At 65.2% G+C, this 26,149-nt stretch carries 32 protein-coding genes; 19 read left to right on the top strand and 13 right to left on the bottom strand.

Translation table 11 applies throughout. The features are described 5' to 3' along the window. The 6 genes from OGL93_RS20430 to OGL93_RS20405 all read left to right on the top strand — a co-directional run. A partial coding sequence (locus tag OGL93_RS20430; protein WP_263264765.1) for a response regulator occupies positions 1 to 594 on the top strand: 594 nt, incomplete at its 5' end. A gap of 59 nt (positions 595 to 653) precedes the next feature. After that, positions 654 to 1,016, top strand: a complete 363-nt coding sequence (locus OGL93_RS20425) for a response regulator (protein WP_263264764.1) — start codon at positions 654 to 656, stop codon at positions 1,014 to 1,016. Positions 1,017 to 1,196: 180 nt separating this feature from the next. Beyond that, positions 1,197 to 1,769 (top strand): AraC family transcriptional regulator, encoded by a 573-nt coding sequence (locus tag OGL93_RS20420; protein WP_263264763.1) that lies wholly within the window; start codon positions 1,197 to 1,199, stop codon positions 1,767 to 1,769. Positions 1,770 to 1,950: 181 nt separating this feature from the next. Beyond that, a complete protein-coding gene (locus OGL93_RS20415) occupies positions 1,951 to 3,786 on the top strand; it encodes an amidohydrolase (protein WP_263264762.1) in 1,836 nt (611 codons plus the stop codon). Between the two features lie 42 nt (positions 3,787 to 3,828). Then, entirely contained in the window at positions 3,829 to 4,452 is a 624-nt protein-coding gene (gene ycaC, locus OGL93_RS20410; protein ID WP_263264761.1) for an isochorismate family cysteine hydrolase YcaC, read from the top strand. Positions 4,453 to 4,666: 214 nt separating this feature from the next. Then, complete coding sequence (locus tag OGL93_RS20405) at positions 4,667 to 5,887, top strand: MFS transporter (RefSeq protein WP_263264760.1); 1,221 nt, start codon at positions 4,667 to 4,669, stop codon at positions 5,885 to 5,887. 12 nt (positions 5,888 to 5,899) lie between these two features. Here OGL93_RS20405 and OGL93_RS20400 read toward each other — a convergent pair whose 3' ends face one another. After that, the gene (locus OGL93_RS20400; RefSeq protein WP_263264759.1) at positions 5,900 to 6,892 is read right to left on the bottom strand and encodes an MBL fold metallo-hydrolase; all 993 of its coding nucleotides are present in this window, start codon (positions 6,890 to 6,892) and stop codon (positions 5,900 to 5,902) included. Positions 6,893 to 7,106: 214 nt separating this feature from the next. On the opposite strand from OGL93_RS20400, the gene OGL93_RS20395 reads away from it, so the two are divergent. Beyond that, positions 7,107 to 7,997: a LysR family transcriptional regulator gene (locus OGL93_RS20395; RefSeq protein ID WP_263264758.1), complete on the top strand. Its 891-nt coding sequence runs from the start codon at positions 7,107 to 7,109 to the stop codon at positions 7,995 to 7,997. Here the strand turns inward: OGL93_RS20395 and OGL93_RS20390 are convergent, their stop codons facing one another. Continuing rightward, the gene (locus tag OGL93_RS20390; RefSeq protein ID WP_263264757.1) at positions 7,998 to 8,216 is read right to left on the bottom strand and encodes a PLD nuclease N-terminal domain-containing protein; all 219 of its coding nucleotides are present in this window, start codon (positions 8,214 to 8,216) and stop codon (positions 7,998 to 8,000) included. It lies immediately after the preceding gene. 182 nt (positions 8,217 to 8,398) lie between these two features. Between OGL93_RS20390 and OGL93_RS20385 the strand changes: the two genes are divergently transcribed. The 5 genes from OGL93_RS20385 to dxs all read left to right on the top strand — a co-directional run bounded on the left by OGL93_RS20385 (position 8,399) and on the right by dxs (position 12,562). After that, positions 8,399 to 8,908 (top strand): hypothetical protein, encoded by a 510-nt coding sequence (locus tag OGL93_RS20385; protein ID WP_263264756.1) that lies wholly within the window; start codon positions 8,399 to 8,401, stop codon positions 8,906 to 8,908. Positions 8,909 to 8,923: 15 nt separating this feature from the next. Next, positions 8,924 to 9,364, top strand: coding sequence for a YetF domain-containing protein (locus tag OGL93_RS20380; protein WP_263264755.1), 441 nt, complete (start codon positions 8,924 to 8,926; stop codon positions 9,362 to 9,364). An 82-nt stretch (positions 9,365 to 9,446) separates the two neighbouring features. Beyond that, positions 9,447 to 9,689 (top strand): exodeoxyribonuclease VII small subunit, encoded by a 243-nt coding sequence (locus OGL93_RS20375; RefSeq protein WP_263264754.1) that lies wholly within the window; start codon positions 9,447 to 9,449, stop codon positions 9,687 to 9,689. Next, a complete protein-coding gene (ispA, locus tag OGL93_RS20370) occupies positions 9,686 to 10,573 on the top strand; it encodes a (2E,6E)-farnesyl diphosphate synthase (protein WP_263264753.1) in 888 nt (295 codons plus the stop codon). The genes OGL93_RS20375 and ispA overlap by 4 nt, the downstream gene beginning before the upstream one ends. 99 nt (positions 10,574 to 10,672) lie before the next feature. After that, entirely contained in the window at positions 10,673 to 12,562 is a 1,890-nt protein-coding gene (gene dxs / locus OGL93_RS20365) for a 1-deoxy-D-xylulose-5-phosphate synthase (protein WP_263264752.1), read from the top strand. 78 nt (positions 12,563 to 12,640) lie between these two features. Here dxs and ribA read toward each other — a convergent pair whose 3' ends face one another. The 10 genes from ribA to nrdR all read right to left on the bottom strand — a co-directional run bounded on the left by ribA (position 12,641) and on the right by nrdR (position 20,077). After that, positions 12,641 to 13,231: a GTP cyclohydrolase II gene (ribA, locus tag OGL93_RS20360; RefSeq protein ID WP_263264751.1), complete on the bottom strand. Its 591-nt coding sequence runs from the start codon at positions 13,229 to 13,231 to the stop codon at positions 12,641 to 12,643. A gap of 103 nt (positions 13,232 to 13,334) precedes the next feature. After that, positions 13,335 to 14,087, bottom strand: coding sequence for a transporter substrate-binding domain-containing protein (locus tag OGL93_RS20355; RefSeq protein WP_263264750.1), 753 nt, complete (start codon positions 14,085 to 14,087; stop codon positions 13,335 to 13,337). 45 nt (positions 14,088 to 14,132) lie between these two features. Further along, positions 14,133 to 14,636: a phosphatidylglycerophosphatase A gene (locus OGL93_RS20350; RefSeq protein WP_263264749.1), complete on the bottom strand. Its 504-nt coding sequence runs from the start codon at positions 14,634 to 14,636 to the stop codon at positions 14,133 to 14,135. Further along, positions 14,633 to 15,604 carry a thiamine-phosphate kinase gene (gene thiL, locus OGL93_RS20345; RefSeq protein WP_263264767.1) on the bottom strand — a complete coding sequence of 324 codons (972 nt, stop codon included), beginning with the start codon at positions 15,602 to 15,604 and terminating at the stop codon, positions 14,633 to 14,635. Before thiL ends, OGL93_RS20350 begins: the two co-directional genes overlap by 4 nt. A gap of 6 nt (positions 15,605 to 15,610) precedes the next feature. Next, a complete protein-coding gene (gene nusB, locus OGL93_RS20340) occupies positions 15,611 to 16,108 on the bottom strand; it encodes a transcription antitermination factor NusB (RefSeq protein ID WP_263264748.1) in 498 nt (165 codons plus the stop codon). Then, positions 16,105 to 16,581: a 6,7-dimethyl-8-ribityllumazine synthase gene (gene ribE / locus OGL93_RS20335; protein ID WP_263264747.1), complete on the bottom strand. Its 477-nt coding sequence runs from the start codon at positions 16,579 to 16,581 to the stop codon at positions 16,105 to 16,107. The genes nusB and ribE overlap by 4 nt, the downstream gene beginning before the upstream one ends. Positions 16,582 to 16,682: 101 nt before the next feature. Next, on the bottom strand, positions 16,683 to 17,774 hold the full coding sequence (gene ribBA / locus OGL93_RS20330; protein WP_263264746.1) for a bifunctional 3,4-dihydroxy-2-butanone-4-phosphate synthase/GTP cyclohydrolase II: 1,092 nt from the start codon (positions 17,772 to 17,774) through the stop codon (positions 16,683 to 16,685). Positions 17,775 to 17,792: 18 nt separating this feature from the next. Next, positions 17,793 to 18,452, bottom strand: a complete 660-nt coding sequence (locus OGL93_RS20325) for a riboflavin synthase (RefSeq protein WP_263264745.1) — start codon at positions 18,450 to 18,452, stop codon at positions 17,793 to 17,795. A 24-nt stretch (positions 18,453 to 18,476) separates the two neighbouring features. Then, positions 18,477 to 19,616: a bifunctional diaminohydroxyphosphoribosylaminopyrimidine deaminase/5-amino-6-(5-phosphoribosylamino)uracil reductase RibD gene (gene ribD / locus OGL93_RS20320; RefSeq protein WP_263264744.1), complete on the bottom strand. Its 1,140-nt coding sequence runs from the start codon at positions 19,614 to 19,616 to the stop codon at positions 18,477 to 18,479. Next, a complete protein-coding gene (gene nrdR, locus OGL93_RS20315; RefSeq protein WP_263264743.1) occupies positions 19,613 to 20,077 on the bottom strand; it encodes a transcriptional regulator NrdR in 465 nt (154 codons plus the stop codon). Before nrdR ends, ribD begins: the two co-directional genes overlap by 4 nt. Positions 20,078 to 20,206: 129 nt before the next feature. Between nrdR and OGL93_RS20310 the strand changes: the two genes are divergently transcribed. The 3 genes from OGL93_RS20310 to trxA are packed head-to-tail and all read left to right on the top strand — an operon-like array spanning position 20,207 to position 22,264. Further along, positions 20,207 to 20,665: a YbaY family lipoprotein gene (locus OGL93_RS20310; RefSeq protein ID WP_263264742.1), complete on the top strand. Its 459-nt coding sequence runs from the start codon at positions 20,207 to 20,209 to the stop codon at positions 20,663 to 20,665. Between the two features lie 11 nt (positions 20,666 to 20,676). After that, the gene (locus OGL93_RS20305; RefSeq protein WP_263264766.1) at positions 20,677 to 21,360 is read left to right on the top strand and encodes a 50S ribosomal protein L11 methyltransferase; all 684 of its coding nucleotides are present in this window, start codon (positions 20,677 to 20,679) and stop codon (positions 21,358 to 21,360) included. A gap of 31 nt (positions 21,361 to 21,391) precedes the next feature. Next, positions 21,392 to 22,264, top strand: coding sequence for a thioredoxin (trxA, locus tag OGL93_RS20300; protein WP_263264740.1), 873 nt, complete (start codon positions 21,392 to 21,394; stop codon positions 22,262 to 22,264). A 160-nt stretch (positions 22,265 to 22,424) separates the two neighbouring features. Here trxA and OGL93_RS20295 read toward each other — a convergent pair whose 3' ends face one another. Further along, on the bottom strand, positions 22,425 to 22,808 hold the full coding sequence (locus tag OGL93_RS20295; protein ID WP_263264739.1) for a hypothetical protein: 384 nt from the start codon (positions 22,806 to 22,808) through the stop codon (positions 22,425 to 22,427). A 127-nt stretch (positions 22,809 to 22,935) separates the two neighbouring features. On the opposite strand from OGL93_RS20295, the gene OGL93_RS20290 reads away from it, so the two are divergent. The 4 genes from OGL93_RS20290 to OGL93_RS20275 are packed head-to-tail and all read left to right on the top strand — an operon-like array spanning position 22,936 to position 26,036. Further along, the gene (locus OGL93_RS20290; protein WP_263264738.1) at positions 22,936 to 23,535 is read left to right on the top strand and encodes a DUF2796 domain-containing protein; all 600 of its coding nucleotides are present in this window, start codon (positions 22,936 to 22,938) and stop codon (positions 23,533 to 23,535) included. A 3-nt stretch (positions 23,536 to 23,538) separates the two neighbouring features. Continuing rightward, entirely contained in the window at positions 23,539 to 24,246 is a 708-nt protein-coding gene (locus tag OGL93_RS20285) for an ATP-binding cassette domain-containing protein (protein WP_263264737.1), read from the top strand. Then, positions 24,246 to 25,511 carry an ABC transporter permease gene (locus tag OGL93_RS20280; protein WP_263264736.1) on the top strand — a complete coding sequence of 422 codons (1,266 nt, stop codon included), beginning with the start codon at positions 24,246 to 24,248 and terminating at the stop codon, positions 25,509 to 25,511. The genes OGL93_RS20285 and OGL93_RS20280 overlap by 1 nt, the downstream gene beginning before the upstream one ends. A gap of 9 nt (positions 25,512 to 25,520) precedes the next feature. Continuing rightward, a complete protein-coding gene (locus OGL93_RS20275) occupies positions 25,521 to 26,036 on the top strand; it encodes a DUF3299 domain-containing protein (RefSeq protein WP_263264735.1) in 516 nt (171 codons plus the stop codon). The last annotated feature ends 113 nt before the right edge of the window (positions 26,037 to 26,149 follow it).

Raw genomic sequence — 26,149 nt, 5'->3', positions numbered from 1 at the left:
GTGCGCGCGGCCATGACCCGCCTGCTGCGCGCCGAGGGCCTGGATGCCGCTGGCTATGCCGATGCCGCCAGCTTTCTCGAGCAGGTGTGCGCCGAGCGGCCCGGGTGCCTGCTGCTGGACGTCAACCTGCGCCAAGGCACAGGCTTCGACGTTCAAGAGGCACTGGCCAGGCGCGGTGTTCACCTGCCAATCATTTTCATGACCGGTTACGGCACCATCGCCATGTCGGTAAAGGCGATGAAAGCCGGTGCCAAAGAGTTTCTGACCAAGCCGTTCAATGACGAACTGCTGTTGGAGGTGGTGCGCGACGCGATCGAGCAAGCCGGCCAGGCGTATGCCCAGCGCCAGCGGCAAGCGCAGATCGCACAGCGGCTGGCGGCCTTGACCACGCGCGAGCGCGAAGTGCTGGACCTGCTCATCCAAGGGCGGCAGAGCAAGCAGGTGGCGGCCCTGCTCGGCACTCGCGAGGTCACGGTGAAGGTGCATAAAAAGCACGTAATGGCCAAAATGCGCGCTCGCACGTTGGTCGAGCTGGTGAACCTATGCACAATGCTCGGCATGGTCCCCGACCTGGCCGGGCTTGAGCTCACCTGAGCATCTTGCGGCTAGGGGAGCTACCAACGCCGTATCTCCTGCCGCCAAGAGCCCTGCCCATGCATGTGGTGTGCGTCGTCGACGACGATTTTTCCGTGCGAAAAAGCCTGGCCAACCTGCTCAAATCCGCAGGTTATCAGCCCATTTGCTTCGACAGCGGCGAAGCCTTCCTTGCTTCGCCGGCAATCGATACCGCGGCCTGCGTGGTGCTCGACCTATGCATGCCGGGTTTGTCGGGCCACCAGGTGCAACAACAGCTGCGCGCCCGGGGCAAGAAGCTGCCAGTGGTGTGCATCTCCGCCAACGGCAACGGCGCCGACACCCGCTCCCTGGCTGAAGGCGCTGCCTGTTTTCTGGCCAAGCCCTTTACCGGCGAAACATTGCTCAACGCCATAGAAGCTGCCATGCAAGGCAAGCCCTGACCCTTCGCGGCCTTTCCCTTCCAAACCTACCTTGAAGTAGCCGCCGGGCCCTGCCTGCGGCGCCCCAGCGAGTGCCCCACAGACCAGTGCGCCTGCGCGCCTGTTTAAGGTTCTCTAAAGTACTTGCTGGCGCACCCTTGCCACACTGACCCGGTCACTACTTAGCCAAGGAGCCCGGGCATGAACGCATTCACTCAGCCGTCGATTCCAACCCTCGATGCAGTGTCTTACCGCCTGATCGAGTCGCTACGCGAAGCCCTCGCCGCGCAAGAAAGCGCCGCGCCTCAAGCCGTGTACCGCAGTGGCCTGAAGCTGTGTTCGCATCTGCTGTCGCGCTATGCCGCGCCAGCGGCATGCCCGCCCGCCAAGGTCGCCCTGGCCCCATGGCAGGAGCGCCGGGCCAAGGAGATGATGGCCCAAGGCATCGCTGGGCAACTCTCGATCGCCAAGGTCGCCCAGGCCTGCGCCCTCTCGCGCAGCCACTTCTCCCGCGCCTTCAAGAAAAACACTGGCGTTTCCCCGCGAGACTGGCTGCTCTCCGCGCGGGTGGACCGTGCCAAGCAACTGCTGGCTGCGAGCCCGCTACCGATCGCTCAGATCGGTGAGGAATGCGGCTTTGCCGATCAGTCCCATTTCACCCGCACCTTCAGCCGGCTGGCCGGCTGCACGCCGCTGAACTGGCGTCAGGCCGAGGCCGCCGCCCAGGCGCCGGTTGCCGGCCCACGGCAAATTGGCCATTACCCTTGGGGGTAACACCTCAAGGGGTAATTGGCCTTAAGCGCCGGGCCGTTGCAAAACAAGCACACCGATGCAAGCCACCGCCGCCAGGCCAGCTGAATATGACTGCAACTCCCCCCAGTACGGCCATGGCCCGCCCCCGCCGGCATCGCCAAGGCCGCTGCGGTTACTACTGAACTGCTCGAAAGGAACGCCCATGTCCGCAGAACTGATTCTTCTCAACGGCCGCTTCCATACCGTCGACAGGCAAAAGCCCATGGCCAGCGCCGTTGCGATCAGCGGCGGCAAGTTCGTCGCCGTTGGCGATGAAGCAGAGGTGCTGGCGCAACGCGGCGACACCACCCAGATCATCGACCTCAAGGGCCACACGGTCATCCCTGGCCTGAACGACTCCCACCTGCACCTGATCCGCGGCGGGCTTAACTACAACCTGGAGCTGCGCTGGGAAGGTGTGCCGTCGTTGGCCGACGCCCTGCGCATGCTCAAGGCACAGGCCGAACGCACCCCTTCGCCACAATGGGTACGGGTGGTGGGCGGCTGGAACGAATTCCAGTTCGCCGAGCGGCGCATGCCAACCTTGGAAGAGCTGAACAAGGCCGCGCCTGACACCCCGGTTTTCGTGCTGCACCTGTATGACCGCGCGCTGCTCAACCGCGCCGCCTTGAGGGTGGTGGGCTACACCCGCGACACCCCCAACCCGCCTGGGGGCGAGATCGTACGCGACAGCCGCGGGGAGCCGACGGGCATGCTGATTGCCCGGCCGAACGCGATGATTCTCTACGCGACCCTGGCCAAAGGCCCGAAGCTGCCGCTCGAGCACCAAGTGAACTCCACCCGCCAGTTCATGCGCGAGCTCAACCGCCTGGGGCTCACCAGTTGCATCGATGCCGGCGGTGGCTTCCAGAATTACCCAGATGACTACGCGGTCATCGAAGCGCTGGCGCGTGAGCAGCAACTTACCCTGCGCATCGCCTACAACCTGTTCACGCAAAAACCCAAGGAAGAACTGACCGACTTCAAGAACTGGACCGGCAGCGTGAAGCTGCACCAGGGCGACGATTTCCTGCGGCACAACGGCGCCGGTGAGATGCTGGTGTTCTCTGCGGCAGACTTCGAGGACTTCCTGGAACCCCGCCCGGACCTGCCGCAAACCATGGAGCAGGAACTTGAGCCGGTGGTGCGCCACCTGGTGGAACACCGTTGGCCCTTCCGCCTGCACGCAACCTATAACGAGTCCATCTCGCGCATGCTCGATGTGTTCGAGAAGGTCAACCGGGACATCCCCTTCAACGGCCTGCCATGGTTCTTCGACCATGCCGAAACCATCACCCCGCAGAACATCGAGCGGGTGCGGGCACTGGGCGGCGGTATCGCCATCCAGGACCGCATGGCCTTCCAGGGTGAATATTTCGTGGAACGCTACGGCGCCTCAGCGGCCGAGGCCACGCCGCCGATCCAGCGCATGTTGGCCGAAGGCGTGCCCGTTGGGGCCGGCACCGACGCCACCCGGGTGTCGAGCTATAACCCTTGGACTTCCCTTTACTGGATGGTCAGCGGCCGCACGGTCGGCGGCTTGGAGCTGTACCCCGAAGGCCTGCCGCGCGCCACCGCGCTGGAGCTGTTCACCCACGGCAGCGCGTGGTTCTCCTCCGAGCAGGGCAAGAAGGGCCAGATCAAGGTCGGCCAGCTGGCGGACCTGGCCGTGCTCTCGGCGGATTTCTTCAGCGTCGAGGCCGAAGCCATCAAGTGGATCGAGTCAGTACTCACGGTCGTGGGCGGCAAGGTGGTGTATGCCGACGGCGATTTCCGCGAGCTGTCACCTCCGGCGATCCCTGTGCTACCGGAGTGGTCGCCGGTGGCGCTGGTGCCGGGGCATTACCGCCCCACCCCAGCCGCCATGGCCGTGCATCAGTGCCGCGGCGCCTGTGCGGTGCATGCCCATAGCCACGACCGGGCACGGCTATCCAACGTACCTGTCAGCCGCTTCCAGGAGTTCTGGGGGGCATTCGGCTGCTCGTGTTTCGCGTTCTAAACGGCGCCTGCGCGCCTTACTTCTACCCCAAGGAGCCATACCATGACCGTTCCCTACAACCGCCTGAACAAAGACGACGCCGTGGTCCTGCTGGTGGACCACCAGACCGGGCTGATCTCGCTGGTGCAGGACTTCTCCCCGAACGAATTCAAGAACAACGTGCTGGCCCTGGCGGACATCGCCAAGTTCTTCAACCTGCCGACGATCCTGACCACCAGCTTCGAACAAGGCCCCAACGGGCCGTTAGTGCCCGAACTCAAAGAAGCCTTCCCAGACGCGCCGTACATCGCTCGTCCCGGCCAGATCAACGCGTGGGACAACGAAGACTTCGTCAAGGCTGTGAAAGCGACTGGCCGCAAGCAGCTGATCATCGCCGGCGTGGTTACCGACGTATGCGTGGCCTTCCCTACGCTCTCGGCCATCGCTGAAGGCTTCGACGTGTTCGTGGTCACGGACTCGTCCGGCACCTTCAACGAAACCGTTCAGCAAGCGGCCTGGGCGCGGATGAGCGCCGCGGGCGCGCAATTGCTGAACTGGTTCTCGGTTGCCTGCGAACTGCAACGCGACTGGCGCAACGACATCGAAGGCTTGGGCCATTTGTTGTCCGAGCGCCTGCCTAACTACCGCAACCTGATGAACAGCTACACCACCCTGACCTCCCGCTGAAGTTCTGGGAGCCAGCGCAGCTCGCAAAAGGTCGCCGCGAAGCCAGCGGTGGCCCTTTTGCAGGCTGCGCGGCTGCCATCACCTGGCGTCTTATGCGTGCTGCATTTCTGCAGCCCTGGCGCGAGAAATCGCTGCGCGAACCCCTTCCCATCGGCGCCTAAGATAGAGCGACCGGGCCAGTGACCCCTGGCGCCGCCCTTTCAAGGAGCCGAACATGCACACCCCCAACGCGCATTCTCCGCCCGCCACCACCCCCTGGCTGGCAATCTTCGCAGGCCTGTGCGCCAGCCTGGTCAGCATCGGCCTGGCGCGCTTCGCCTACACCCCACTGATTCCGCCGCTGATCCAGGCGCATTGGTTCGCCGAAGCCCAGGTGGTCTACCTCGGTGCCGCTAACCTTGCCGGTTACCTGCTCGGTGCGCTGCTGGGCCATCCATTGGCCCGGCGCCTGTCCAACACAGCAGTACTGCGCTTGATGCTGGTGGCCGTCACGCTGTCGTTCTTCGCTTGTGCCTGGCCGCTATCCACCGCCTGGTTCTTCGCCTGGCGGCTGCTCTCAGGCATCGCCGGCGGTGCGGTCATGGTGTTGGTAGCCGCCACGGTACTGCCTCATGTGCCAGCGGCCCGGCGGGGGTTGGCCAGCGGCGCGATTTTCGTGGGCGCCGGCCTGGGTATCGCCGCCTCCGGCACCTTGGTGCCGACGCTGCTGCAGTTCGGCCTGCGCGACACCTGGCTGGGGCTGGGGGTGTTGGCATTGCTGCTCACCGCCGTCAGCTGGTTCGGCTGGCCGGCGCCACACCGCGAGGCTGCAGCCAGCCACAAGCGGGTACCCTTGGCCCCCGGGCTACGCCTGTTGTTCGGCCAATACGCTCTGATGGCGGCCGGGCTGGTGCCGGCGATGGTGTTCTTGGTGGATTACGTCGCCCGCGGGCTGGGTGCTGGCAGCCACGAGGCAGCGCTGGTGTGGGTGTTGTATGGCATGGGCGCCATTCTGGGCCCGATGGTGTATGGCGTTCTGGCGGACCATCTGGGTGCCCGCCCGGCGATCCGCGTGGCGCTGATCGTGCAGGCGCTGGCGGTGGCCACACTGCCACTGGCCGGGGCCTTTTGGCTGCTGGCCGTGGTCGCGGTGGTGATCGGCTCGTTCCCGCCGGGCATCGTGCCGCTGGCGCTGGCTCGGGTGCATGAGCTGTGCGCCACGCCTGCCCAACAGCAGGTTGCCTGGAGCCGCGCGACGGTGAGCTTCGCTACTTTCCAGGCGCTATCGGGGATCGCCTACTCGATCATCTTCACTGCCAGCGGCGGGCGTTATGGCCTGTTGTTCGCCATTGCCAGCGCGGTGCTGGTGCTCGCCTGGCTGGCCCAAGAGGTGGCGGCTTACCTGCCAAGCGCCAGGGCCCGACGAGCCGGCGCGCCTGACAAAGCCCAGGCGTAGGCCCTATGCGGATCACTTCAAGAGCGGCACCTGGGCGGCCGGTTGGTACGGGCCGTAAAGCGCCGGCACCCATTCGAACACCTTGCCGTGGCGGCTGATATGGCCCAACCCAGGGAACGGCAGGTGCGCCGCTCCCACCCAGGCGTCGCCGTCCGCCAGCCCGCCGAATACAGCCCGGCGCGTTGCGATCGCCTGGGGGCTGTTGCTGTCGAAATGGATACCCACCTCGGGGTGCTCGAACTGCACTGCCAGGCTATGCACCAGGTCGCCGATGAACACGATGGAGTGGCCCGCGGAGGTGAACCGATAGGTGGTGCTGCCCGGGGTATGGCCCGCTTCCAGCTGGGTTTGCACTTCGGGCACCGGCGCCGCCGGCGGCACGAAGGTTTGCAGGCGCCCCGCGGCCTTGTAAGGCGCCACCGAACGTTGCGCGATCTCGAACAGCTCCCGCGCTGCAGCTGGGGCCTTGGCCATGTTGGCGCTGCTGAGCCAGTAATCGGCTTCGGCCTGCTCCACGTATACCTTGGCTTGGTTGAACAGCGCTGCGCCTTGGCCATCCACCAGCCCGCACACGTGGTCCAGGTGCAAATGGGTGAGCAGGATGGTGTCCACTTGCTCGGGCTCGTAGCCAGCGGCGCGCAGGTTGCCAACCAGGCTGCCGGCAGTCTCCCCGATGCACTGCCCTGCCCCGGTGTCCACCAAGATCAGATGGCTGCCGGTGTTGACCAAAAAGGTATTGAAGTGGGTGCGCATGCGCGCGGGGTCCACATGCTGGCGGGTCAGCAACGCGCGGATAGCGTCCTTGCTCAGCCCTTGCAGCAGGTCCGGGGACAAGTCGTTGTAGCCATCGAACAAGGCGGTGACCTCATAGTCGCCCACGGCAAGGCGAAAATAACCCGGTACCTGGGTTTTGACCTGGGCCACCGGTTGCGCCTGGGCAAGGCTGGCCACGGCCAAGGCCAGCAGGCCGAGCGGGCGGTAACGCTGAAGGGAGAATAAAGACATGCGAGCGGGCTCCAAGGGGTGTTTGGCTGCCAGCATCGCCCTTGGCAACGGGCAAGGCTTGCACGGGTGTGCCTGGGTGGAATGCCTGTGCCGGCTTTGTTGCACGCTACTTGGCGCGCTTGGGCATAGCCCGTAATCTCGACCGCACCGCCGCTCGAGCCCCTGCCATGCCAACCGCCTTTTCCGGTTTTGCCCGTTCGGGGTACTGCCCCCGATGAACTGGGATGATACCCGCGTGCTGCTTGCCCTTAGCCGCAACGGCACCTTGCGCGCCGCCGCCCGGGCCCTGCGGGTAGATCAGGCGACGGTAGGCCGGCGCCTGGCGGCACTGGAACAGGCGTTGGGCACTACCCTGTTCCTGCGCACTTCCAAGGGTTACCGGCTCACCCGCTCCGGAGAGGTAGCGCTGGAGGCGGCGCAGGCCATGGAACAAGCGGCGCTGGCGCTGGAGCGGCAGGTCCAGGGCCAGGATGAGCGCCTGCAAGGGTTGGTACGCATCGCTTGCACCGAAACCGTGGCCATGGACCTGATGATTCCTGTCATGGCCAGGCTCGCGCGCCGTCATCCCGGCCTGCAGGTGCGGTTGGATGCATCTACCCGCATCGTGAGCCTGAGCCAAAGGGAAACAGACATCGCCATCCGCAATGTGAAGCCAGACAACCCGGACCTGATCGCCCGGCGGCTCATCACCTGGCCGGTGGGGCTTTTCGCATCCGAAGGCTACCTCCAGCGCCAGGGCATGCCGGAACCCGGCACGCGCTTCGCCGGCCACCAGATCGTGATGTATCAGCCCTACCTGGAGCGGCCAGGCGGAGGCACCTTGGTGGGCGAATCGATCGATAACGGCCAACTGGTGGCGGCAGTGAACTCCAGCCTGCTGGTGCGCAGGTGCGTTGTCCTGGGGATGGGCTTGGGTGAATTGCCGGTAATTCCGGCCGAACAAGCGGGGTTGATTCGCTTGTGGCCAGAGCGCACTGCCCAACCCGGCTACGACTTATGGCTGGTCACCCATGGCGACCTGCGCCACAGCGCCCGGGTCCGGGCAGTGATCGACGAGATAACCAGCGCCTTCGAAAACGGCGCGGCGCTGGCGGCCGACTTGTAATCAGCCCTTGCTGTGCGTGGGCGAGCTGGGGCCGGGGTGCATGCCGCGTGGGCCGAGAATGCCCCAGATCACCAGCCCTACCACTGGCAGGATGAATATCAGCACTGTCCAGCCCACCTTAGTGCCAGAGGCTTTGTCGCTGCGCCATACGCTGACGATTGCCCAGATGTCTGCCACCAAGATAACGAAGCCGATCAGCCCGGAAAGTAATGAGTCCATGGTAGTACTCCGCATTGCCCGAAAGCCCAGGCGACCCCTGTCGCCCGTTAATACTGTCGGCGCCTGTGGCCGAAGATCGTTCAGGGCGTTGCCGCGGGATCGGACGAGCGGTCGCGGTGCTACAGCGGAACGCTTTACTCGCACCTGCCTCCAATAGCCAAACCCATTGAGGCCTGGCGGGCATGGACCAGCAAGACGACTTCGACAACCGCACCTACCCGGTCAAGGAGGACATGACCCGGGAGCGCTGGGCGTGGCGGGTAGAGCGCGCCGGCTGGTACGTGCTGATGCTGATCGTGGCGCTGACCCTGCTCGGGCTGTTTTCCAAAGGGCCGCTGTCCTCGGTAACGGTCGCGAGCGACGATGGCGCTCTGCGGGTGGAATACGAGCGCTTCAGCCGCAACGGCGCGGAAGAAACCATGACAATTACGGCCAAGGGCCATCCCGGCGAACCCTTGCAGGTTGTGCTGGGCGCGCGCCTGCTCGAAGGCATGGCCATCGAGGCGCTACAACCAGAAAGCGGCCCAGCCCATAGCCAAGGCAGGGACCTGGTGATCCCGTTGCGGGCCGACAACAACGGCGAGGCGATCCTCTACCTGACCCTGCGCAGCAACGGCGCCTGGATGTATCGCAGCGAAATCGCCCTTTCCACCGGTGCCCGTGTTGCGGTGCCGAAGTTCATCTACCCCTGACCTCCGGAGCCTTCCATGGACGCCGCCCTGCGCGCAGGCGCGATGTATATCGCGCTGATCATCCTGTTCAAGATCGCCGGCCGGCGGTCGCTGGTGGACCTGACTACCTTCGACTTCGTGCTGCTGCTGATCATCGGCGAAGCCACCCAGCAAGCCCTGCTCGGCGATGACTTCTCCTTTACTAACGCGGTGCTGGTGATCGCCACGCTGTTCGCCATGGACATCGGCTTTTCCATGGCCAAGGAGCGCTTCGATAGCCTTTCCAAACTGCTCGACGATGGCGCGATCATCCTTGTGGAAAATGGCCGGCCACTGTCCCGGCGGCTGCAGAAGGCGCGTTTGACCGAGGATGACATCATGGAAACCGCACGCACCAACCAGGGCGTGGAGCGCATGGAAGACATCCGCTATGCCATCCTGGAACGTAACGGCAGCATCTCCATCATCAAGAACTGAGCCCGTGTGCCGCGCCGGTTTGCCCCCCTTGCCGGGCTCTGCTAACGTCGCGCGGTTAATCAAGCCTGCCGAGAGTGCCACCATGGCCCGAAAGAAAACCGCTCTGGACTTCGAGCAGTCCCTCACGGACCTGCAAACGCTGGTCGAGCGCCTGGAAAATGGCCAGTTGAGCCTGGAGGATTCGCTCACCGCGTTCGAGCAAGGAATTCGCCTGACCCGCGACTGCCAGGATGCCCTCGCCGCGGCGGAAGTGAAGGTCCAGCAGCTGCTGGAGCGTGACGGCGAACTGGTGGAAGCCCCGCTGGACGTGGACGAAACCGAATGATCGCAAGTTACCAGGGCCGCTGCCAGGCACGTGTCGACACCGCCTTGCAACAGCTGTTGCGCCCGCAGCTCGATGAACTGGCCAGGCTCTACGAAGCCATGCGCTACAGCGTCATGAACGGCGGCAAGCGAATACGCCCGCTGCTGGTGTATGGCGCCTGCGAGGCCCTCGGCGGCGACCTCGCCAATGCGGACGGCGCGGCCTGCGCGGTGGAGCTGATCCATGCCTATTCGCTGGTCCACGATGACCTGCCGGCCATGGACGACGACGACCTGCGCCGTGGCCAACCCACTACCCATAAAGCCTTCGACGAAGCCTGCGCGATCCTGGCCGGGGACGGCTTGCAGGCGCTGGCCTTCAGCGCCTTGAGCGATGCCACGCTTGGCCAGTTGGGCGACAGCACCCGGCTGCAGATGGTCCGCGCCCTCGCTCAGGGCGCGGGCGCGGCCGGCATGGTGGGCGGCCAGGCGATCGACCTCGGCTCGGTAGGCATGAAGCTGGACCAGGCCGCGCTGGAACAGATGCATCGGCACAAGACCGGCGCGTTGATCGAAGCCAGCGTGGTGCTGGGTGCCCTCGCCAGCGAGCGCGCTCGCCCGGACGACCTCAAGGCACTGAAAACCTACGCGCGCGCCGTAGGCCTGGCGTTCCAAGTGCAGGACGACATTCTCGACGTGGAAAGCGATACCGCCACCCTTGGCAAACGCCAAGGCGCCGACATCGCCCGCGACAAGCCTACCTACCCGGCGCTGCTGGGGCTCGAAGCGGCCAAGGCCTACGCCGAGGAGCTACGCGACCAGGCCCTGCACGCGCTACGGCCGTTCAGCGCCAGCGCCGAACCGCTGCGCGAACTGGCACGGTATATCGTCGAGCGGCGCAGTTAATTTTCAGGGGTTAGCGAGTTCGCGGGCCCTGCCTGCTCCTACAAGTCAGTGGTGTAGGGTAAACTCTTGCCCTTTATGGCTTCCAAAACGATCCGCCTGATGCCTACCACGTTCCAAGAGATCCCCCGTGAGCGCCCGCTGACCCCGCTGCTGGACCGCGCCGACACCCCGGCCGGGTTGCGTCGGCTGGGCGAAGCCGAACTCGAAGGCCTTGCCGACGAACTACGCCAGGAGCTGCTCTACAGCGTGGGGCAAACCGGCGGGCACTTTGGCGCGGGCCTTGGGGTGATCGAGCTCACCATCGCCTTGCATTATGTTTTCGATACCCCTGACGATCGCCTGGTCTGGGACGTGGGCCACCAGGCCTACCCGCATAAAATCCTGACCGGGCGCCGCGAGCGGATGCACAGCCTGCGCCAGAAAGACGGCCTGGCGGCGTTCCCGCGCCGGAGCGAAAGCCCCTACGACACCTTCGGCGTGGGCCATTCCAGCACGTCCATCAGCGCCGCCCTGGGCATGGCCATCGCCGCCCGGCTGCAAGGGAGCGAGCGCAAGGCCATCGCGGTAATCGGCGACGGCGCGCTCACCGCTGGCATGGCCTTCGAAGCGCTCAACCATGCGCCGGAAGTGAACGCAGACATGCTGGTCATCCTCAATGACAACGACATGTCCATCTCACGCAACGTCGGCGGCCTCTCCAACTACCTGGCGAAAATCCTCTCCAGCCGCACTTACGCCAGCATGCGTGAAGGCAGCAAGAAGGTGTTGTCGCGCCTGCCCGGCGCCTGGGAGATTGCCCGCCGTACCGAAGAGTATGCCAAGGGCATGCTGGTGCCAGGCACCCTCTTCGAAGAGCTGGGCTGGAACTACATCGGCCCCATCGACGGCCACGACCTGCCCACGCTGATCGCCACTCTGCGCAACATGCGCGACCTCAAGGGGCCGCAGTTCCTGCACGTGGTCACCAAGAAAGGCAAGGGCTTCGCCCCGGCAGAGGTCGACCCGATCGGCTATCACGCGATCACCAAGCTCGAACCCTTGGCCCCGGCGGCGGCCACCGCGAAAAAACCGTCCGGGCCGAAATATTCCGCCGTGTTCGGCCAGTGGCTGTGCGACATGGCCGCGGCGGACGAGCGTCTGGTGGGGATCACCCCGGCCATGAAGGAAGGCTCGGACCTGGTCGCATTCAGCGAGCAGTTCCCAGCGCGGTATTTCGACGTGGCGATCGCCGAGCAGCATGCGGTGACGCTCGCCGCGGGCCTGGCCTGCGACGGCGTGAAGCCGGTGGTGGCGATTTATTCCACCTTCCTCCAGCGCGGCTACGACCAGCTCATCCATGACGTGGCCGTGCAGGGCCTGGATGTGCTGTTCGCCATCGACCGTGCCGGCCTGGTCGGCGAGGACGGCCCGACCCACGCTGGCAGCTTCGATTTGTCCTACCTGCGCTGCGTACCCGGGCTGGTGATCATGGCGCCGAGCGACGAAAACGAGTTGCGCCTGATGCTAAGCACTGGCTTCCAGCATGTTGGCCCCGCCGCCGTGCGCTACCCGCGCGGCAGCGGCCCCAACGCGCCGCTGGAGCCAGGCTTGAACACGGTGGAGATCGGCAAGGGCGTGGTTCGCCGGCGCGGCCAGGGCGTGGCGCTGCTGGTGTTCGGTGTGCAATTGACCGAAGCGCTGGCCGTGGCCGAGCTCCTGGATGCAACCGTGGTGGACATGCGCTTCGTCAAGCCGCTGGACGAAGCATTAGTGCGCGAGATGGCCAGCCAGCACGAGCTGCTGGTGACCCTCGAAGAGAACGCCATCATGGGCGGTGCGGGTTCGGCGGTGGGCGAGTTCCTGGCCCGGGAAGGTATCCTGGTGCAGCTGCTGCAACTGGGCTTGCCCGATACCTACGTCGAACACGCCAAACCGGCGCAGATGCTCGCTGAGTGCGGGCTGGACGAGGCCGGTATAGAAGCGGCGATTCGCGCACGGCGGGCCTTGTAGGGGCCGGCGCCAGCGCCTATCGCTCGACGATTGGCCCTGGAGGAGCGGGCGACAGCCCGCAAACCCAGGCGCCCCCCCTCAGCTACCCATCATGTGCCCCAGCTTGCCGGCCTTGGTCGCCAGGTAATACTTGTTATGGGGGTTGTGCCCGGTATGCAGCGGCACCCGTTCGGCAACGGTGATGCCCATGTCCGTCAGCGCCTTGACCTTGCGCGGGTTGTTGGTCATCAGGCGCAGCGCCTTGACCCCTAGATGCTCCAGCATTGGCAGGCAAATGGAGTAGTCGCGCTGGTCGGCGGCGAAGCCCAGGCGTTCGTTGGCTTCTACCGTATCGGCTCCCTGGTCTTGCAGCTCGTAGGCGCGGATCTTGTTCAGCAAGCCGATGCCGCGCCCTTCCTGCCGCAAGTACAAAAGCACGCCACGGCCTTCACGGGCAATCGCCTGCAGCGCCGCCTCCAGCTGCGAGCCGCAGTCGCAGCGTTGGCTGAACAGGGCATCCCCTGTCAGGCATTCGGAGTGAACCCGGCCTAGCACCGGGTCGCCATCGGCAACGTCGCCCAGGCTGAGAACGACGTGTTCCCGCCCGGTGGCCTTCTCGAGAAAGCCGTGCATCATGAAGGTGGCGAAAGGCGTGGGCAGCTTGGAAGCGGCAACGAAAGCGACGGGCACCTTGTGCTCCTATCTGTAGTAAGGCTGAAAATGTCACATTGTAACATCAGCGCCACGGGCTGACTCAGCTCGAATTTTCGACCCTACCTATCGAAGCGTTCTATCAAGGCGCCTTGGGGGCGGGGGCGTGGTCGAAGGGATAAGGCATTTTCCAGCGCCGGTAGAGCGGGCGCAGCTGGCCGCTGGCGACGAGTTCGTCCATCCGCTTATCGAACACGTCCCGCAGTTCCCGCCCCCGCGCGTTATTGGAAAAACCCAGGTACAGGGGCAGGTCGATCAGGTGGGTCAGGCGATAATCGGCCGGGTCCGGCATATGTTGCTGGATGTAGTCCATCTCCTGCTCTGCATCGATGTAGTAATCAGCGCGGCCACGCTTGAGCATTTCCAGGATGCCGTCGCGCCGGCGAATTTCCTCGTAATGCTTGACGGCGGGCAAGTAGCGTTCGAACTCGTAGCCTCGCACCCACGCCAGACGGTAGTCACCCAGCGAGGCCAATGCCGGTGCTGGCAGGCTGGCAAGGCTTAACGCATAGATGTGGTCGGTGTCGTAATACCAGCGAGGGTAGAGCGCGGCTTGTTCATCCTGGTAAGAGCCGACCCAGGCATCCGCCTCGCCACGCTGCACCAGCCCCATGGAACGCAGGTACGGTTCTATCCGCCACACCACGCGATACCCGGCGGGCTCGAAAATAATCCGCATCAGGTCCCAGCCCAGCCCAGTGCCATCGGCGCCGGTGTAATCGTTCCAGGCTTCGCTGACGATTTCCACGGTTCCGGGCTTGGGGCCAGCAGCCTGAGCCGCGGGCACCCATCCCACGACCAAGCCACACAACAACGCCAGCAGCCACTTGAACATTGCCTCCTCCCTTTGGCGCAGATCCACCTTGATCCAAAACGTTGCTCAGGTTAACAGCAGAACCAACCCCTGCATGGCTAGCCAGGCAAATACGCCGGCGAGTACATCATCGAGCATGATGCCGACGCCCCCATGCACATGGCGGTCCACCCAGCGGATCGGCCATGGCTTGAGGATGTCGAAAAAGCGGAATACCAGGAAGCCTGCGAGCAGCCAGTACCATCCTTCGGGCACTAGCCACAGGGTGATCCACATGCCGACCATCTCGTCCCAGACGATCCCTTCATGGTCATGCACCCGCAGGTCATCAGCGACCTTGCCGCACAGCCAGAAGCCGAACAGCATGGTGATGCCCAGCATCAGCCAGTAGCCCCAGTCTGGGAGCATCTGCCACAGCGGGATAAACGGCACGGCCACCAATGAGCCCCAGGTGCCGGGCGCCTTGGGCAAGGTACCGGAGCCAAAGCCGAACGCGAGAAAATGCCATGGGTTGCGCCACACCGACGGCGGCACGAACTCCGCGGGCACCTGGTTCGGATGGTCTGTCACGGTTGCTCCTGAAAATGTTGGTAACCCCGTTGGCGTGGGGTAATGTCCCGGCCGGCATCGTCGATCAGGTACACGCCGCTGCCGGCGACCACCTTGCCGATCACCGAAGGCTCATGCCCAAGCTGTCGCAGCCGCGGCAGGTACATGGCCGGCAGGGTAAAGGCGAGCCTGTAATCGTCGCCGCCGGCAAGGGCTGCCTGCATCGCGGCGGGGGCGCCAGCGAAGGCCTGCAAGGCATCTGACAGCGGCACACGAGATTGTTCGATCTGCAATGCCACGCCGGAGGCGGCGCTGATATGGCCGCAGTCGGCGAGCAGCCCGTCGGAGATATCCAGGGCCGCGCTAGCCAAACCGCGCAACGCCAGGCCAAGGCTGAACTGTGGCTGCGGGGCCCAGTAGCGGGCGAGCAAGGGTTCGCTGAGCGCGGCAGGCGCCGAGCGTTGCCCAAGCACCAACGGCAAGGCACCGGCGGCATCACCCAAGGTGCCGCCTACACAGAGCAGGTCCCCTGGCCGCGCGCCGGCCCGGGTCAGCGCCAGGCCTGCCGGCACGGTGCCGAACACCGTCACGGTCAGGCTCAACGGCCCGCGAGTGGTATCACCCCCCACGAGTTGCAAGCCGCACGCCAGCGCCATGGCATCAAGCCCTTCGGCGAAGGCCTGCAACCAAGAAGCATCGACTTGAGGCAGGGTCAGCGCCAGGGTGAACCCCAGCGGAGCGGCGCCCATGGCGGCCAGGTCACTGGCGGCGACTGCCAGGGCGCGCTGGCCAAGGGCCAAGGGCGGCGGGTCATGCGGAAAATGCACCCCCTCCACCAGGGTGTCGGTGGACACCGCCAACTGCTCGCCAGGGGGCGGCGCCAGCAAGGCGCAGTCGTCGCCGATCCCCAGCGCCACGCCTTCGCCGCCGCGAGCGCAGGCTGCCGCCGCGAAGAAGCGGCGGATCAATTCGAACTCACCGAGCGCCACGGCCACTCAGCGCTTGTGCGCTTTCACTTCCGGCGCGCGCAGCTGCGGCGCCAGCTTGTCCAGCACACCGTTGACGAACTTGTGGCCGTCAGTGGCGCCGAAGATCTTCGCAAGCTCGATGCCTTCGTTGATGACCACACGGTAGGGGACGTCCACTCGCTTGAGCAGCTCGAACGTGGACAAGCGCAGCACGGAGAGCTCCACCGGGTCGAGTTCGTCCAGGGTCAGCTCCATGCAGGGCTTGAGCGCCTCGTCGATTTCGGTCTTGTTGGTCGCCACGCCGTGCAGCAGCTCGCGGAAGTACGCGCCGTCCACGTCGCTGAAGTCATTGTCGACGCGGAATTGCGCTTCGATTTCATTGAGCGAGTGCTTGGCCACGTGCCATTGGTAAAGCGCCTGGGTCGCGAGCTTGCGAGCCTCGCGGCGCTTGGCGCTCTTGCTTTTGGCGGTTGCCGGGTCCTTGGCTTCCCGAGGGTTGAAACGCTCGCTTTCGTCGTTGATCACTTGGCCTCCAACTGCGCCAGCAGGCTGACCATCTCGAGGGCGGACAAGGCAGCTTCAGCGCCTTTGTTACCCGCCTTGGTGCCGGAGCGCTCGATGGCCTGTTCGATGGTGTCGACGGTCAGTACGCCGAAGGCGACCGGCACGCCAAACTCCATGGACACCTGGGACAGGCCCTTAGTGCATTCGCCAGCGACGTATTCGAAGTGCGGGGTGCCGCCACGAATGACCGCGCCCAGCGCGATGATTGCGTCGAATTCGCTGCGCTGGGCAACTTTCTGCGCAACCAGCGGGATTTCGAAGGCGCCCGGAGCGCGGATCACGGTGATGTCACTTTCATTGATGCCATGGCGAACCAGGGCATCGACAGCGCCGCTGACCAGGCTTTCAACGACGAAGCTGTTGAAGCGGCCGACTACCAGCGCATAGCGCCCTTTGGGGGCAATGAAGGTACCTTCGATGGTCTTCAGGGTCATTCGGGGTTCTCATCTTTAAAGAGCCAGGCCGCGTTGGCAGGTTTTTGCCTGCCGGGCGGCCTGTGGGTAAGTAAAGTCCAAAAGCAGGCGCAGGGGCCTGTTTATTCAGAGGGCACGTATTCTACAACTTCCAGGTCGAATCCGGATATCGCGTTGAACTTCATCGGCGAGCTCATCAGGCGCATCTTGCGTACGCCCAGGTCGCGCAGGATCTGCGAACCGGCACCGACAGTGCTGTAGGTGTTGGGTTTTTTCAGCGGCACGTGCTCGGCGACCTCGCGGATATGCGCCAGCAGCTGGTCACCGTCCAGCGGATGCCCCAGCAGCAGGACCACGCCGGCACCAGCTTGCGCCACGTGGGTCATGGCCGCGCGCAGGCTCCAGCGGCCGGGCTGGCGAACCATCAGCAGGTCGCGCAGCGGGTCCATGTTATGTACCCGCACGAGGGTTGGCACGTCGGGCTGAACCTTGCCCAGCGTCAGCGCCATGTGCACGTCACCTTCCACCGAGTCGCGGTACGTCACCAGGTTGAACTGGCCCAGGTCGGTGTCCAGTGGTTGTTCGGAGACCCGCAATACGGTGCGCTCGTGGATCATCCGATAGTGAATGAGATCGGCGATGGTGCCGATCTTGATGTTGTGCTCGGCCGCGAAGGCTTCGAGCTCGGCGCGGCGCGACATGGTGCCGTCGTCGTTCATCACCTCGCAGATCACCCCCGCGGGCTCGAAACCGGCCATGCGCGCCAGGTCGCAGGCCGCTTCTGTGTGGCCGGCCCGGGCCAGGGTACCGCCGGGCTGCGCCATCAGCGGGAAGATATGCCCAGGGCTGACGATGTCATCGGCCACGGCGTCCTTGGCCGCCGCCGCTTGCACGGTGCGCGCCCGGTCCGCCGCGGAAATGCCGGTGGTCACGCCCTCGGCCGCTTCGATGGACACGGTGAACTTGGTACCGAAGCCTGAGCCATTGCGCGGCGCCATCAGCGGCAGCTTGAGGGTCTCGCAGCGCTCGCGGGTCATGGGCATGCAGATCAGCCCACGGGCAAAGCGCGCCATGAAGTTGATGTGCTCGGCCTGGCAGCACTCGGCCGCCATGATCACGTCGCCTTCGTTTTCGCGGTCTTCGTCATCCATGAGGATGACCATCTTGCCCTGGCGAATGTCTTCGACCAGCTCTTCAATCGTGTTGAGCGCCACGCGGCACCCCCTTGCTTGTTATTTGAGGTAGCCGTTGGCGGCCAGGAAGCTTTCGGTAATGCCGCCCTGGCCCGCATCGGCGGCCTTGTCGCCGAGCAGCAAGCGCTCCAGGTAGCGGGCCAGCAGGTCGACCTCGAGGTTGACCCGGCGGCCGGGGCGGTAGTCGGCCATGATGGTTTCGGCCAGGGTGTGCGGCACGATGGTCAGCTCGAACTCGGCGCCGTTGACCGCGTTTACGGTCAGGCTGGTGCCATCGACGGTGATCGAACCTTTGTGAGCGATATAACGCGCCAACTCTTTCGGCGCGCGCAGGGTGAACTGCACGGCGCGGGCGTTATCGCTGCGAGCGACCACTTCACCCACGCCGTCCACATGGCCGCTGACCAGGTGCCCGCCCAGCCGGCTGCTCGGGGTCAGTGCTTTTTCAAGATTCACCGGGCTGCCGGTTTTCAGGTCATTGAAAGCGGTGCAGTCCAGCGTTTCGCGGCTGACGTCCGCCCAGAAGCCATCGCCCGGAAGCTCCACGGCGGTCAGGCACACGCCATTGACCGCGATACTGTCACCGAGCTTGACGTCGGCGAGGTCCAGCTTGCCGGTGTGCACATAAACGCGCACGTCACCGCCTTTGGGGGTGAGCGCACGGATGCTGCCGATGGATTCGATGATACCGGTGAACATGAGAACCTCCGGGAAAACGGGGAATTATACGGGCACGGTGGGCGCTGGCACGGCGATGACTTGCCAGTCGTCGCCGACCGCGCGCATTTGCACGATCTTCAACCTGGGCGCCTCGGCCATGCGGCTCAGCGGCCAGTCCAGCAGCGGGCGCGCACTGGACCCCAGGAACGTCCCGGCGACGAACAGCCGGTACTCGTCCACCAGCCCCGCCTGGGCAAAGGCACCGGCCAGGCGCGGGCCAGCCTCTACCAGCACTTCATTGGCGCCCCGCCGGGCCAGCTCGCGCAGCAGCGCGGCAAGGTCCACCTGGCCCTGGATGCCGGGCAGCACCAGAGGCTCTGCGCCAACGGCTTGGTAAACACCAGGGTCCGCCGGGGCCTGCGCGCAGGCCAACAGCGAGGGGCCGGAAATAAAAAAGGGCGCGCTGGCCGGCACCCGCAGGCGCCCGTCCACCAATACCCGCAGCGGCGCTCGGCTTGCCGCCAGCGCTGCCTGCGGCTCGGCCAGGCCCAGCTCGGCGGCACGCACGGTCAGGCGTGCGCCGTCAACCAGCACGGTGTCGGCTCCGCTGAGCACCACGCTCGAGCGTGCCCGCAGGCGCTGCACCGCGCGGCGCGCCTCCGGCCCGGTGATCCACTGGCTCTCGCCGCTGGCCATGGCGGTGCGGCCGTCCAGGCTCATGGCAAGCTTCACCCGTACAAAGGGCAAGCCCTGTTCCATGCGCTTGATAAAACCTGGATTAAGCGCGCGCGCTTCGGTTTGGAGCACCCCGCAGCGCACGCTCACCCCCGCAGCGGCCAGGCGTGCCAAGCCCTGGCCGCCGACCTGGGGGTTAGGGTCCTGCATGGCCGCGACCACCCGCCCCACGCCCGCGGCGAGCAAGGCATCGGCGCACGGCGGGGTGCGACCATGGTGGCTGCAAGGTTCGAGAGTGACATAGGCGGTAGCGCCCTGGGCGCCCGCGCCCGCCTGACGCAGCGCATGCACCTCGGCGTGAGGCTCGCCGGCGCGAACGTGCCAGCCTTCGCCGAGCACCTGATCGCCATGGGCGATCACGCAACCCACGCGAGGGTTCGGGTCGGTGGAATACAGGCCCTGCCGGGCCAGCTCAAGTGCTCGGGCCATAAACCGGTGGTCGAGGCTATCCTGGTGCAGGTCGCTCATTTGCTGGCCGGTTCCCGGGCAAGGCGGTCGAGTTCTTCGCGAAACTCATCCAGCGCCTGGAAGCGGCGATACACCGAGGCGAAGCGGATATAGGCGACTTCGTCGAGCTTGCGCAGCTCGGCCATCACCAGCTCGCCGACCACCAGAGACTTGACCTCGCGCTCGCCGGTCGCGCGCAGCTGGCCCTTGATATGGCCAAGCGCGGCTTCGAGGCGCTCGATGCTCACCGGGCGCTTTTCCAACGCCCGCTGCATGCCGGCGCGCAGTTTGTCTTCGTCGAAGGGTTGCCGGCTGCCGTCCTGCTTGATCAGCCTGGGGAGTACCAGCTCGGCGGTTTCGAAGGTGGTGAAACGCTCGCCACACGCCACGCACTCGCGACGGCGACGCACTTGTTCGCCTTCGGCGACTAAACGCGAATCGATGACTTTGGTGTCGTTGGCGCTGCAAAAGGGGCAGTGCATGGTGGCCAGTACGTTCGGAAATGGACGCCAATGTTAGCGCATCGCCCGCCGGCAAGACACAGCCAAGGCTTTGCGGTATACAGGCAGGCGCGATGATGCGATCGCACACGCCTACAGGAATCAGGCCTCATGACAGTACGCTCACTTGCCTTGCTCTGCTGCCTCGGCCTGCTCGCCGCCTGCGCGGGCGAGCCCGCCAAACCCCCAGCGGCGCCAGCCGTGGTGAAGAATCCGGCACCGGATATCCGCGACCCCGAACCGCTCGGGCCGCTGCCCGCTTACCAGCGTGAGCTGAGCGGCACGCTGAGCGCCGTGCCCCAGGGGGCAGAGGTGGAGCTGGCGCTGCTGACGGTAGACGAGCGTGGCCGGCCGCAACAACTGCTGGCCAACACCACCCTCGCCGGCACGGGCCGGCCCTTGCCGTTCCGCCTGCGCTTCAACCCCGATGCGTTCCCGCAGGATGCACGCGTGGAACTGCGCGGGCGGGCGAGCCAGTCCGGGCAGTTGATTCTGCATTTGGCCCCGCGGCAGATCGGCGGCCCCACGACGCAAGCGGTCGGCACCCTGGAAATGACCAAGGCGCCTTGATCGTGGATGAAATGCCCCTCCAACGCCTGCACGCCGCTCTGGGTGAACTGCTCGGGGATGCTCGGCTCGCGCCAGTGGCATTGCCCGAGACTGACCTCAGCCTCTGGCTGTTGGACCCCGCCCACATGGCCCGCCCGTTCAGCAGCGACGAAACCCGGCGCATTCTGGAAGCGCCACCTTACTGGAGCTTCTGCTGGGCCAGCGGTCTGGCGATGGCCCGCTGGCTCGCCGCGCAACCGGGGTGGGTCCGGGGCAAGCGCGTGCTGGACTTCGGCTCAGGTTCCGGCGTGGTAGCGATCGCCGCAGCGCGCGCGGGCGCTGCCGAGGTGGTGGCCTGTGACCTGGACCCGCTCGCCCTCGACGCCTGCCGCGCCAATGCGCAGCTCAACGGTGTGAACCTGAGCTACAGCGAGGACTTCTTCACCGCCCCCAGGGACTTTGACTTGGTGCTGGTAGCCGACGTGCTCTACGACCGGGAAAACCTGCCGCTGCTCGATGCCTTCCTCGAACGCGCCAGCCAGGCGCTAGTGGCCGACTCACGCGTGCGCGACTTCAGCCATCCTTCGTACCGGCGGCTGGCCCAGCTGCAGGCGCTGACACTGCCAGACCTGGCCGAGCCGGAAGAGTTTCGCCACGTGAGCCTGTATTTAGGTTCGAAAGCTGCGGCTTTCAGCCCGCCTGCTCAGCCTTTATAGTGTGGGCAACTTGTCTTCTTCGAGATTCACCATGAGTCAGGACACCCCGTACATCTTCGACGCCACCGACGCGAACTTTCAGCAGTTGGTGCTCGAAAACTCGTTCCACAAGCCGGTGCTGGTGGACTTCTGGGCCGACTGGTGCGCGCCCTGCAAGGCGCTGATGCCCGTGTTGCAGAAGATCACCGAGGGCTATCAGGGCGAACTGCTGCTGGCCAAGGTGAATTGCGACGTGGAGCAGCAGGTAGTGGCCATGTTCGGCGTGCGCAGCCTGCCCACCGTGGTGCTGTTCAAGGATGGTCAGCCCGTGGACGGCTTTGCCGGCGCGCAGCCGGAATCGGCCATCCGGGCGATGCTCGAACCTCATGTAGCGGAGCCGGCCCCGGCAGCCGCAGACCCGTTCGAGCAAGCCCAGGCACTGTTCGCCGAAGGTCGCTTCAGCGAGGCGGAAGCCCTGCTGCAAAGCCTGCTGAGCGCAGACAACAGCAACACCGCCGCGCTCATCCTCTACGCCCGCTGCCTGGCCGAGCGCAACGCGCTGGCCGAGGCCGAAACCGTGCTCAACTCGATCACCGGCGACGCGCACAAGGCCGCCCTGGCCGGGGCCAAGGCGCAGCTAACCTTCCTGCGCCAGGCGGGGGACCTGCCCGACGCCGCGGACCTGAAAACCCGACTGGCGCAAAACCCGGAAGACGACGAAGCGGCCTATCAACTGGCGATCCGCCAACTGGCCCGTCAGCAATATGAAGCCGCCCTCGATGGCCTGCTCAAGCTGTTCAAGCGCAACCGCAACTACAACGAAGGCTTGCCACACAAGACCCTGCTACAGGTGTTCGAACTGCTCGGGAATGACCACCCCTTGGTCACCACCTACCGCCGCAAGCTGTTCGCAGCACTGTACTGAGGCGCGTGACAAACCGGCTTGCCAAGGGCACCGCTGCGCAACGCCCGTCGCGGGCAAGCCCGGCTGCTACAGAAATGCATCGCCCACCGAAACGCAGCAGCACGGCTTGCCGGCGACGGGCGATAACCTGTGCCGGGATTGGCCACGCCCGGGCCTGCGGTTACGGATGCAAACCGAAATCCCCTAGCCAGGTATAGAGCGGCGCATCACCGCCGCTTTGCACCCGCACCTGCTCACAGTGGCGCAAGCGCACCAGCAAGCGCTTGCCAGCCGCCGGGCTACCTGCCAGCGCTTCAAGTTGCTCGAACAATTCCGGGCCGCTGATCTGCCCACTTCCCTTCACTAGCGCCAATGCGTTCTGCCAAAGCGCGTCGTTTGGCGCGGGCCTTGCCGTGGGCGTGTGGCCTGGTGCCTCCCGCGGCGCCGCATCGGCCAGCGGCGGCGTGTTTTGCACGGCCGCCTGCAAATGCGCCCAGTCACTGGCTTGCAACTCAATATTCAGATCGACCGGCCACGTACCGATGGTGCCTGTAATTCTGATCATCCCTTCACCTCCCAAGCGATGGCGCGACCTTATCATGCGTGCAGGCAGTGGCGCTCGATCCTGGGGTTGGCCGCAGGCTTCAATTCGTTATAACATAACGAAACACATTCTTTAGATAGAGCTTCCCATGCGCCCTACCCTGCTCGCCATCACCCTTGCCCTGCTCCCTGTAGCCAGTTACGCCGCTACTACTGCCGGCCAACCCGCGGCCGAAGCGCCCCATGTCCATGGGAGCCTGGCGCCACATGAACATGGCACAGCCCGGCTGGACGTTGCCCTGGACGGACAAACGTTAGCACTGGACTTGGACAGCCCGGGCATGAACTTGGTCGGCTTCGAGCACGCTCCCGCAAGCGATGCAGACCGCGCCGCGATCGCCAAGGCGCGTGAACTGCTGGCAGCGCCGCTGCAGTTGTTCGATCTGCCCGCCTCCGCCAAATGCAGCGTGACCCGTCAGGAGCTGCAAAGCCCGCTGTTTGGCAACGCAGCGCCGCAGCCCGCCGAGCACGATGAGGGTGAAGACCAAGACGCAGATCACCACGCGCACAGCGACGTGGACGGCCATTTCCAATTCCACTGCGAACACCCCGAAGCCCTTGCCGGGCTGGACCTGACGCGTTTCCTCGCTGCCTTCCCGGCCACGCACAAGGTGTTGGTGCAAGCCATTACCCCGAATGGCCAAGCGGCGCTCGAGGCAGAACCCGGCAACAGCAAGCTGGCGTTCTAAGCCATGACCCATGCGCTGATCGAGCTACACGACCTCGGCTTTGCCTGGCCCGGCCAGCCCGAGCTGCTGGACCTCCCCGCGCTGCGCCTGGGGGCCGGTGAAAGCCTGTTCCTGCGCGGCCCCAGCGGCAGTGGCAAAACCACGCTGCTAGGCCTGCTGGGTGGGGTGCAGCTGCCCGGCCGCGGCCAGGTTCACTTGCTCGGGCAAGACCTGGCACGGTTGCGCCAAGGCGCGAGGGACCGCTTCCGGGTGGACCACACCGGCTACATCTTCCAGCAGTTCAACCTGCTGCCTTTCCTCTCGGTGCGCGAGAACGTGCTGCTGCCGTGCCGTTTCTCAGCCCTGCGCAGGCAACGTGCCGAGCAGCGCCACGGCAGCCTGAACGAAGCCGCGCAAACGCTGCTGGGGCACCTTGGCTTGCCTGCCGGGCTGTGGGACAGGCGTGCCGATGCATTGTCGATCGGCCAACAGCAGCGGGTGGCAGCGGCCCGTGCCTTGATCGGCCAGCCCGAGCTGGTGATCGCCGACGAGCCTACCTCGGCGCTGGACAGCGACGCCCGCGAAGCCTTTTTGCGTTTGTTGTTCGACGAGTGCCAGGCCGCGGGTGCCGGGCTGCTGTTCGTAAGCCACGACCAAAGCCTGGCGCCGCTGTTCGACCGTGCCGAGTCCCTGATCGACCTTAACCGCGCCGCGCGCCCTAGGGAGGCTTGATGCCTTTGTTCCGCATTGCCCTGGCAAGCCTGGCCAACCGCCGCTTCACCGCCGGCCTGACCGCCTTCGCCATCGCTGTGTCCGTTTGCCTGTTGCTGGCGGTGGAACGCGTCCGCACCGAGGCCCGTGCCAGCTTCGCCAGCACCATCAGTGGCACCGACCTGGTGGTCGGCGCCCGCTCCGGGTCGATCAACCTGCTGCTGTACTCGGTGTTTCGTATCGGCAACGCCACCAACAACATCCGCTGGAGCAGCTATCAGCACTACGCCCAAGACCCCCGGGTCAAGTGGGCCATCCCCATTTCCCTCGGGGACTCTCACCGCGGCTACCGGGTGATGGGCACCGACCACAATTATTTCGAGCACTACCACTATGGCCGTGGCCAGGCGCTGGAACTGGCGCAGGGCCGGCCGTTCGCCGACGACCCGTTCGAGGTAGTGCTGGGTGCCGAAGTGGCGGACGCTTTGCACTATCAACTGGGAGACCACCTGGTGTTGGCGCATGGCGTAGCGACGATCAGCCTGGTGAAGCATGACGACAAGCCGTTCACCGTGGTGGGTATTCTCAAGCGCACTGGCACGCCAGTGGACCGCACCCTGCATATCAGCCTGGGCGGCATGGAAGCCATCCATGTGGACTGGCACAACGGCATGCCGGCAAGGGGCGCCGAGCGCGTGAGTGCGGACCAGGCAAGGGCGATGGACCTGACGCCCAAGGCCATTACCGCGATGCTGCTGGGGCTCAACAACCGGGTGACCACCTTTGCCTTGCAGCGGGAGATCAACGAGTACCTGGACGAACCACTGCTGGCGATCCTGCCCGGGGTGGCGCTACAAGAGCTGTGGAGCCTGATGGGCACCGCCGAGCAAGCCTTGTTCGTGGTCTCGCTGTTCGTGGTGCTCACCGGGTTGATTGGCATGCTCACGGCTATCCTGACCAGCCTTAACGAGCGCCGCCGCGAAATGGCTATCCTGCGTTCGGTAGGCGCCCGGCCTTGGCAGATCGCCGTGCTGCTGATCGCCGAGGCTGGTGCGTTGGCCGCGGCGGGCATAGTCGCGGGTGTGGCGCTGTTGTATGCAGGTATCGCCTGCGCCCAGGGTTATGTGCAAGCCAGCTACGGCCTGTACCTGCCACTGGCCCTGCCGAGTGGATATGAGTGGTCGCTGTTGGCGCTGGTGTTCGCCGCGGCATTGCTGATGGGCGCCCTGCCCGCCTGGCGGGCGTATCGGCAGTCGCTAGCCGACGGCCTTACGGTTCATCTCTAGGATATCGCCATGCGTGTGTTGTTCATCGCTGCCTTGCTCGCGTTCACCGGTATCGCCAGCGCCGGAGAGGTTCAGGTGCTGACCTGGGAGGCCCTGGTTCCGCCAGATGCGCCGAAGATCGCCCCAGTGCTCACCCCCATGCACGATCTGTCCACCCTCGGCACCGCGCTGGCGGAGGCGGCGCCAGCGGCCCACCAGCTGGCGCCCCATGCGCCTGTGGTCAAGGCGCTGGACGGCCAACACGTGCGCCTGCCGGGGTATATCGTGCCGCTGGAGGTGGGCGAAGACGGCCGCACCACGGACTTCCTTCTGGTGCCGTATTACGGTGCCTGTATCCATGTGCCTCCGCCGCCTTCGAACCAGATCGTGCACGTGGTCACAGAGCTAGGGGTGAAGGTCGAGGAGCTGTACCAGCCTTACTGGGTCGAAGGCCAGATGCAGGTCAAACCCAGCAGCAGCGAGCTGGCCGAAGCCGGTTACCAGATGCAGGCGCAGAAGATCTTCGCCTACGAGCTGCCGGATTGAGGCCCGGCCTGCGGCGCTCGGTCGCAGGCCAACGGCCGGCGTTTCTTGAGCTAGATCAATAATCAGGGGCCTGTGCGCGTTCAGGATTGCATCCAAGTTAGTTTGCCAATGGA

Origin of the sequence: Pseudomonas sp. RIT-PI-S, assembly GCF_025642975.1 — a bacterium.
Lineage (GTDB): Bacteria > Pseudomonadota > Gammaproteobacteria > Pseudomonadales > Pseudomonadaceae > Aquipseudomonas.
The sequence above is the reverse complement of the archived record's forward strand: the minus strand, read 5'-3'. Positions and strand labels throughout refer to the sequence as shown.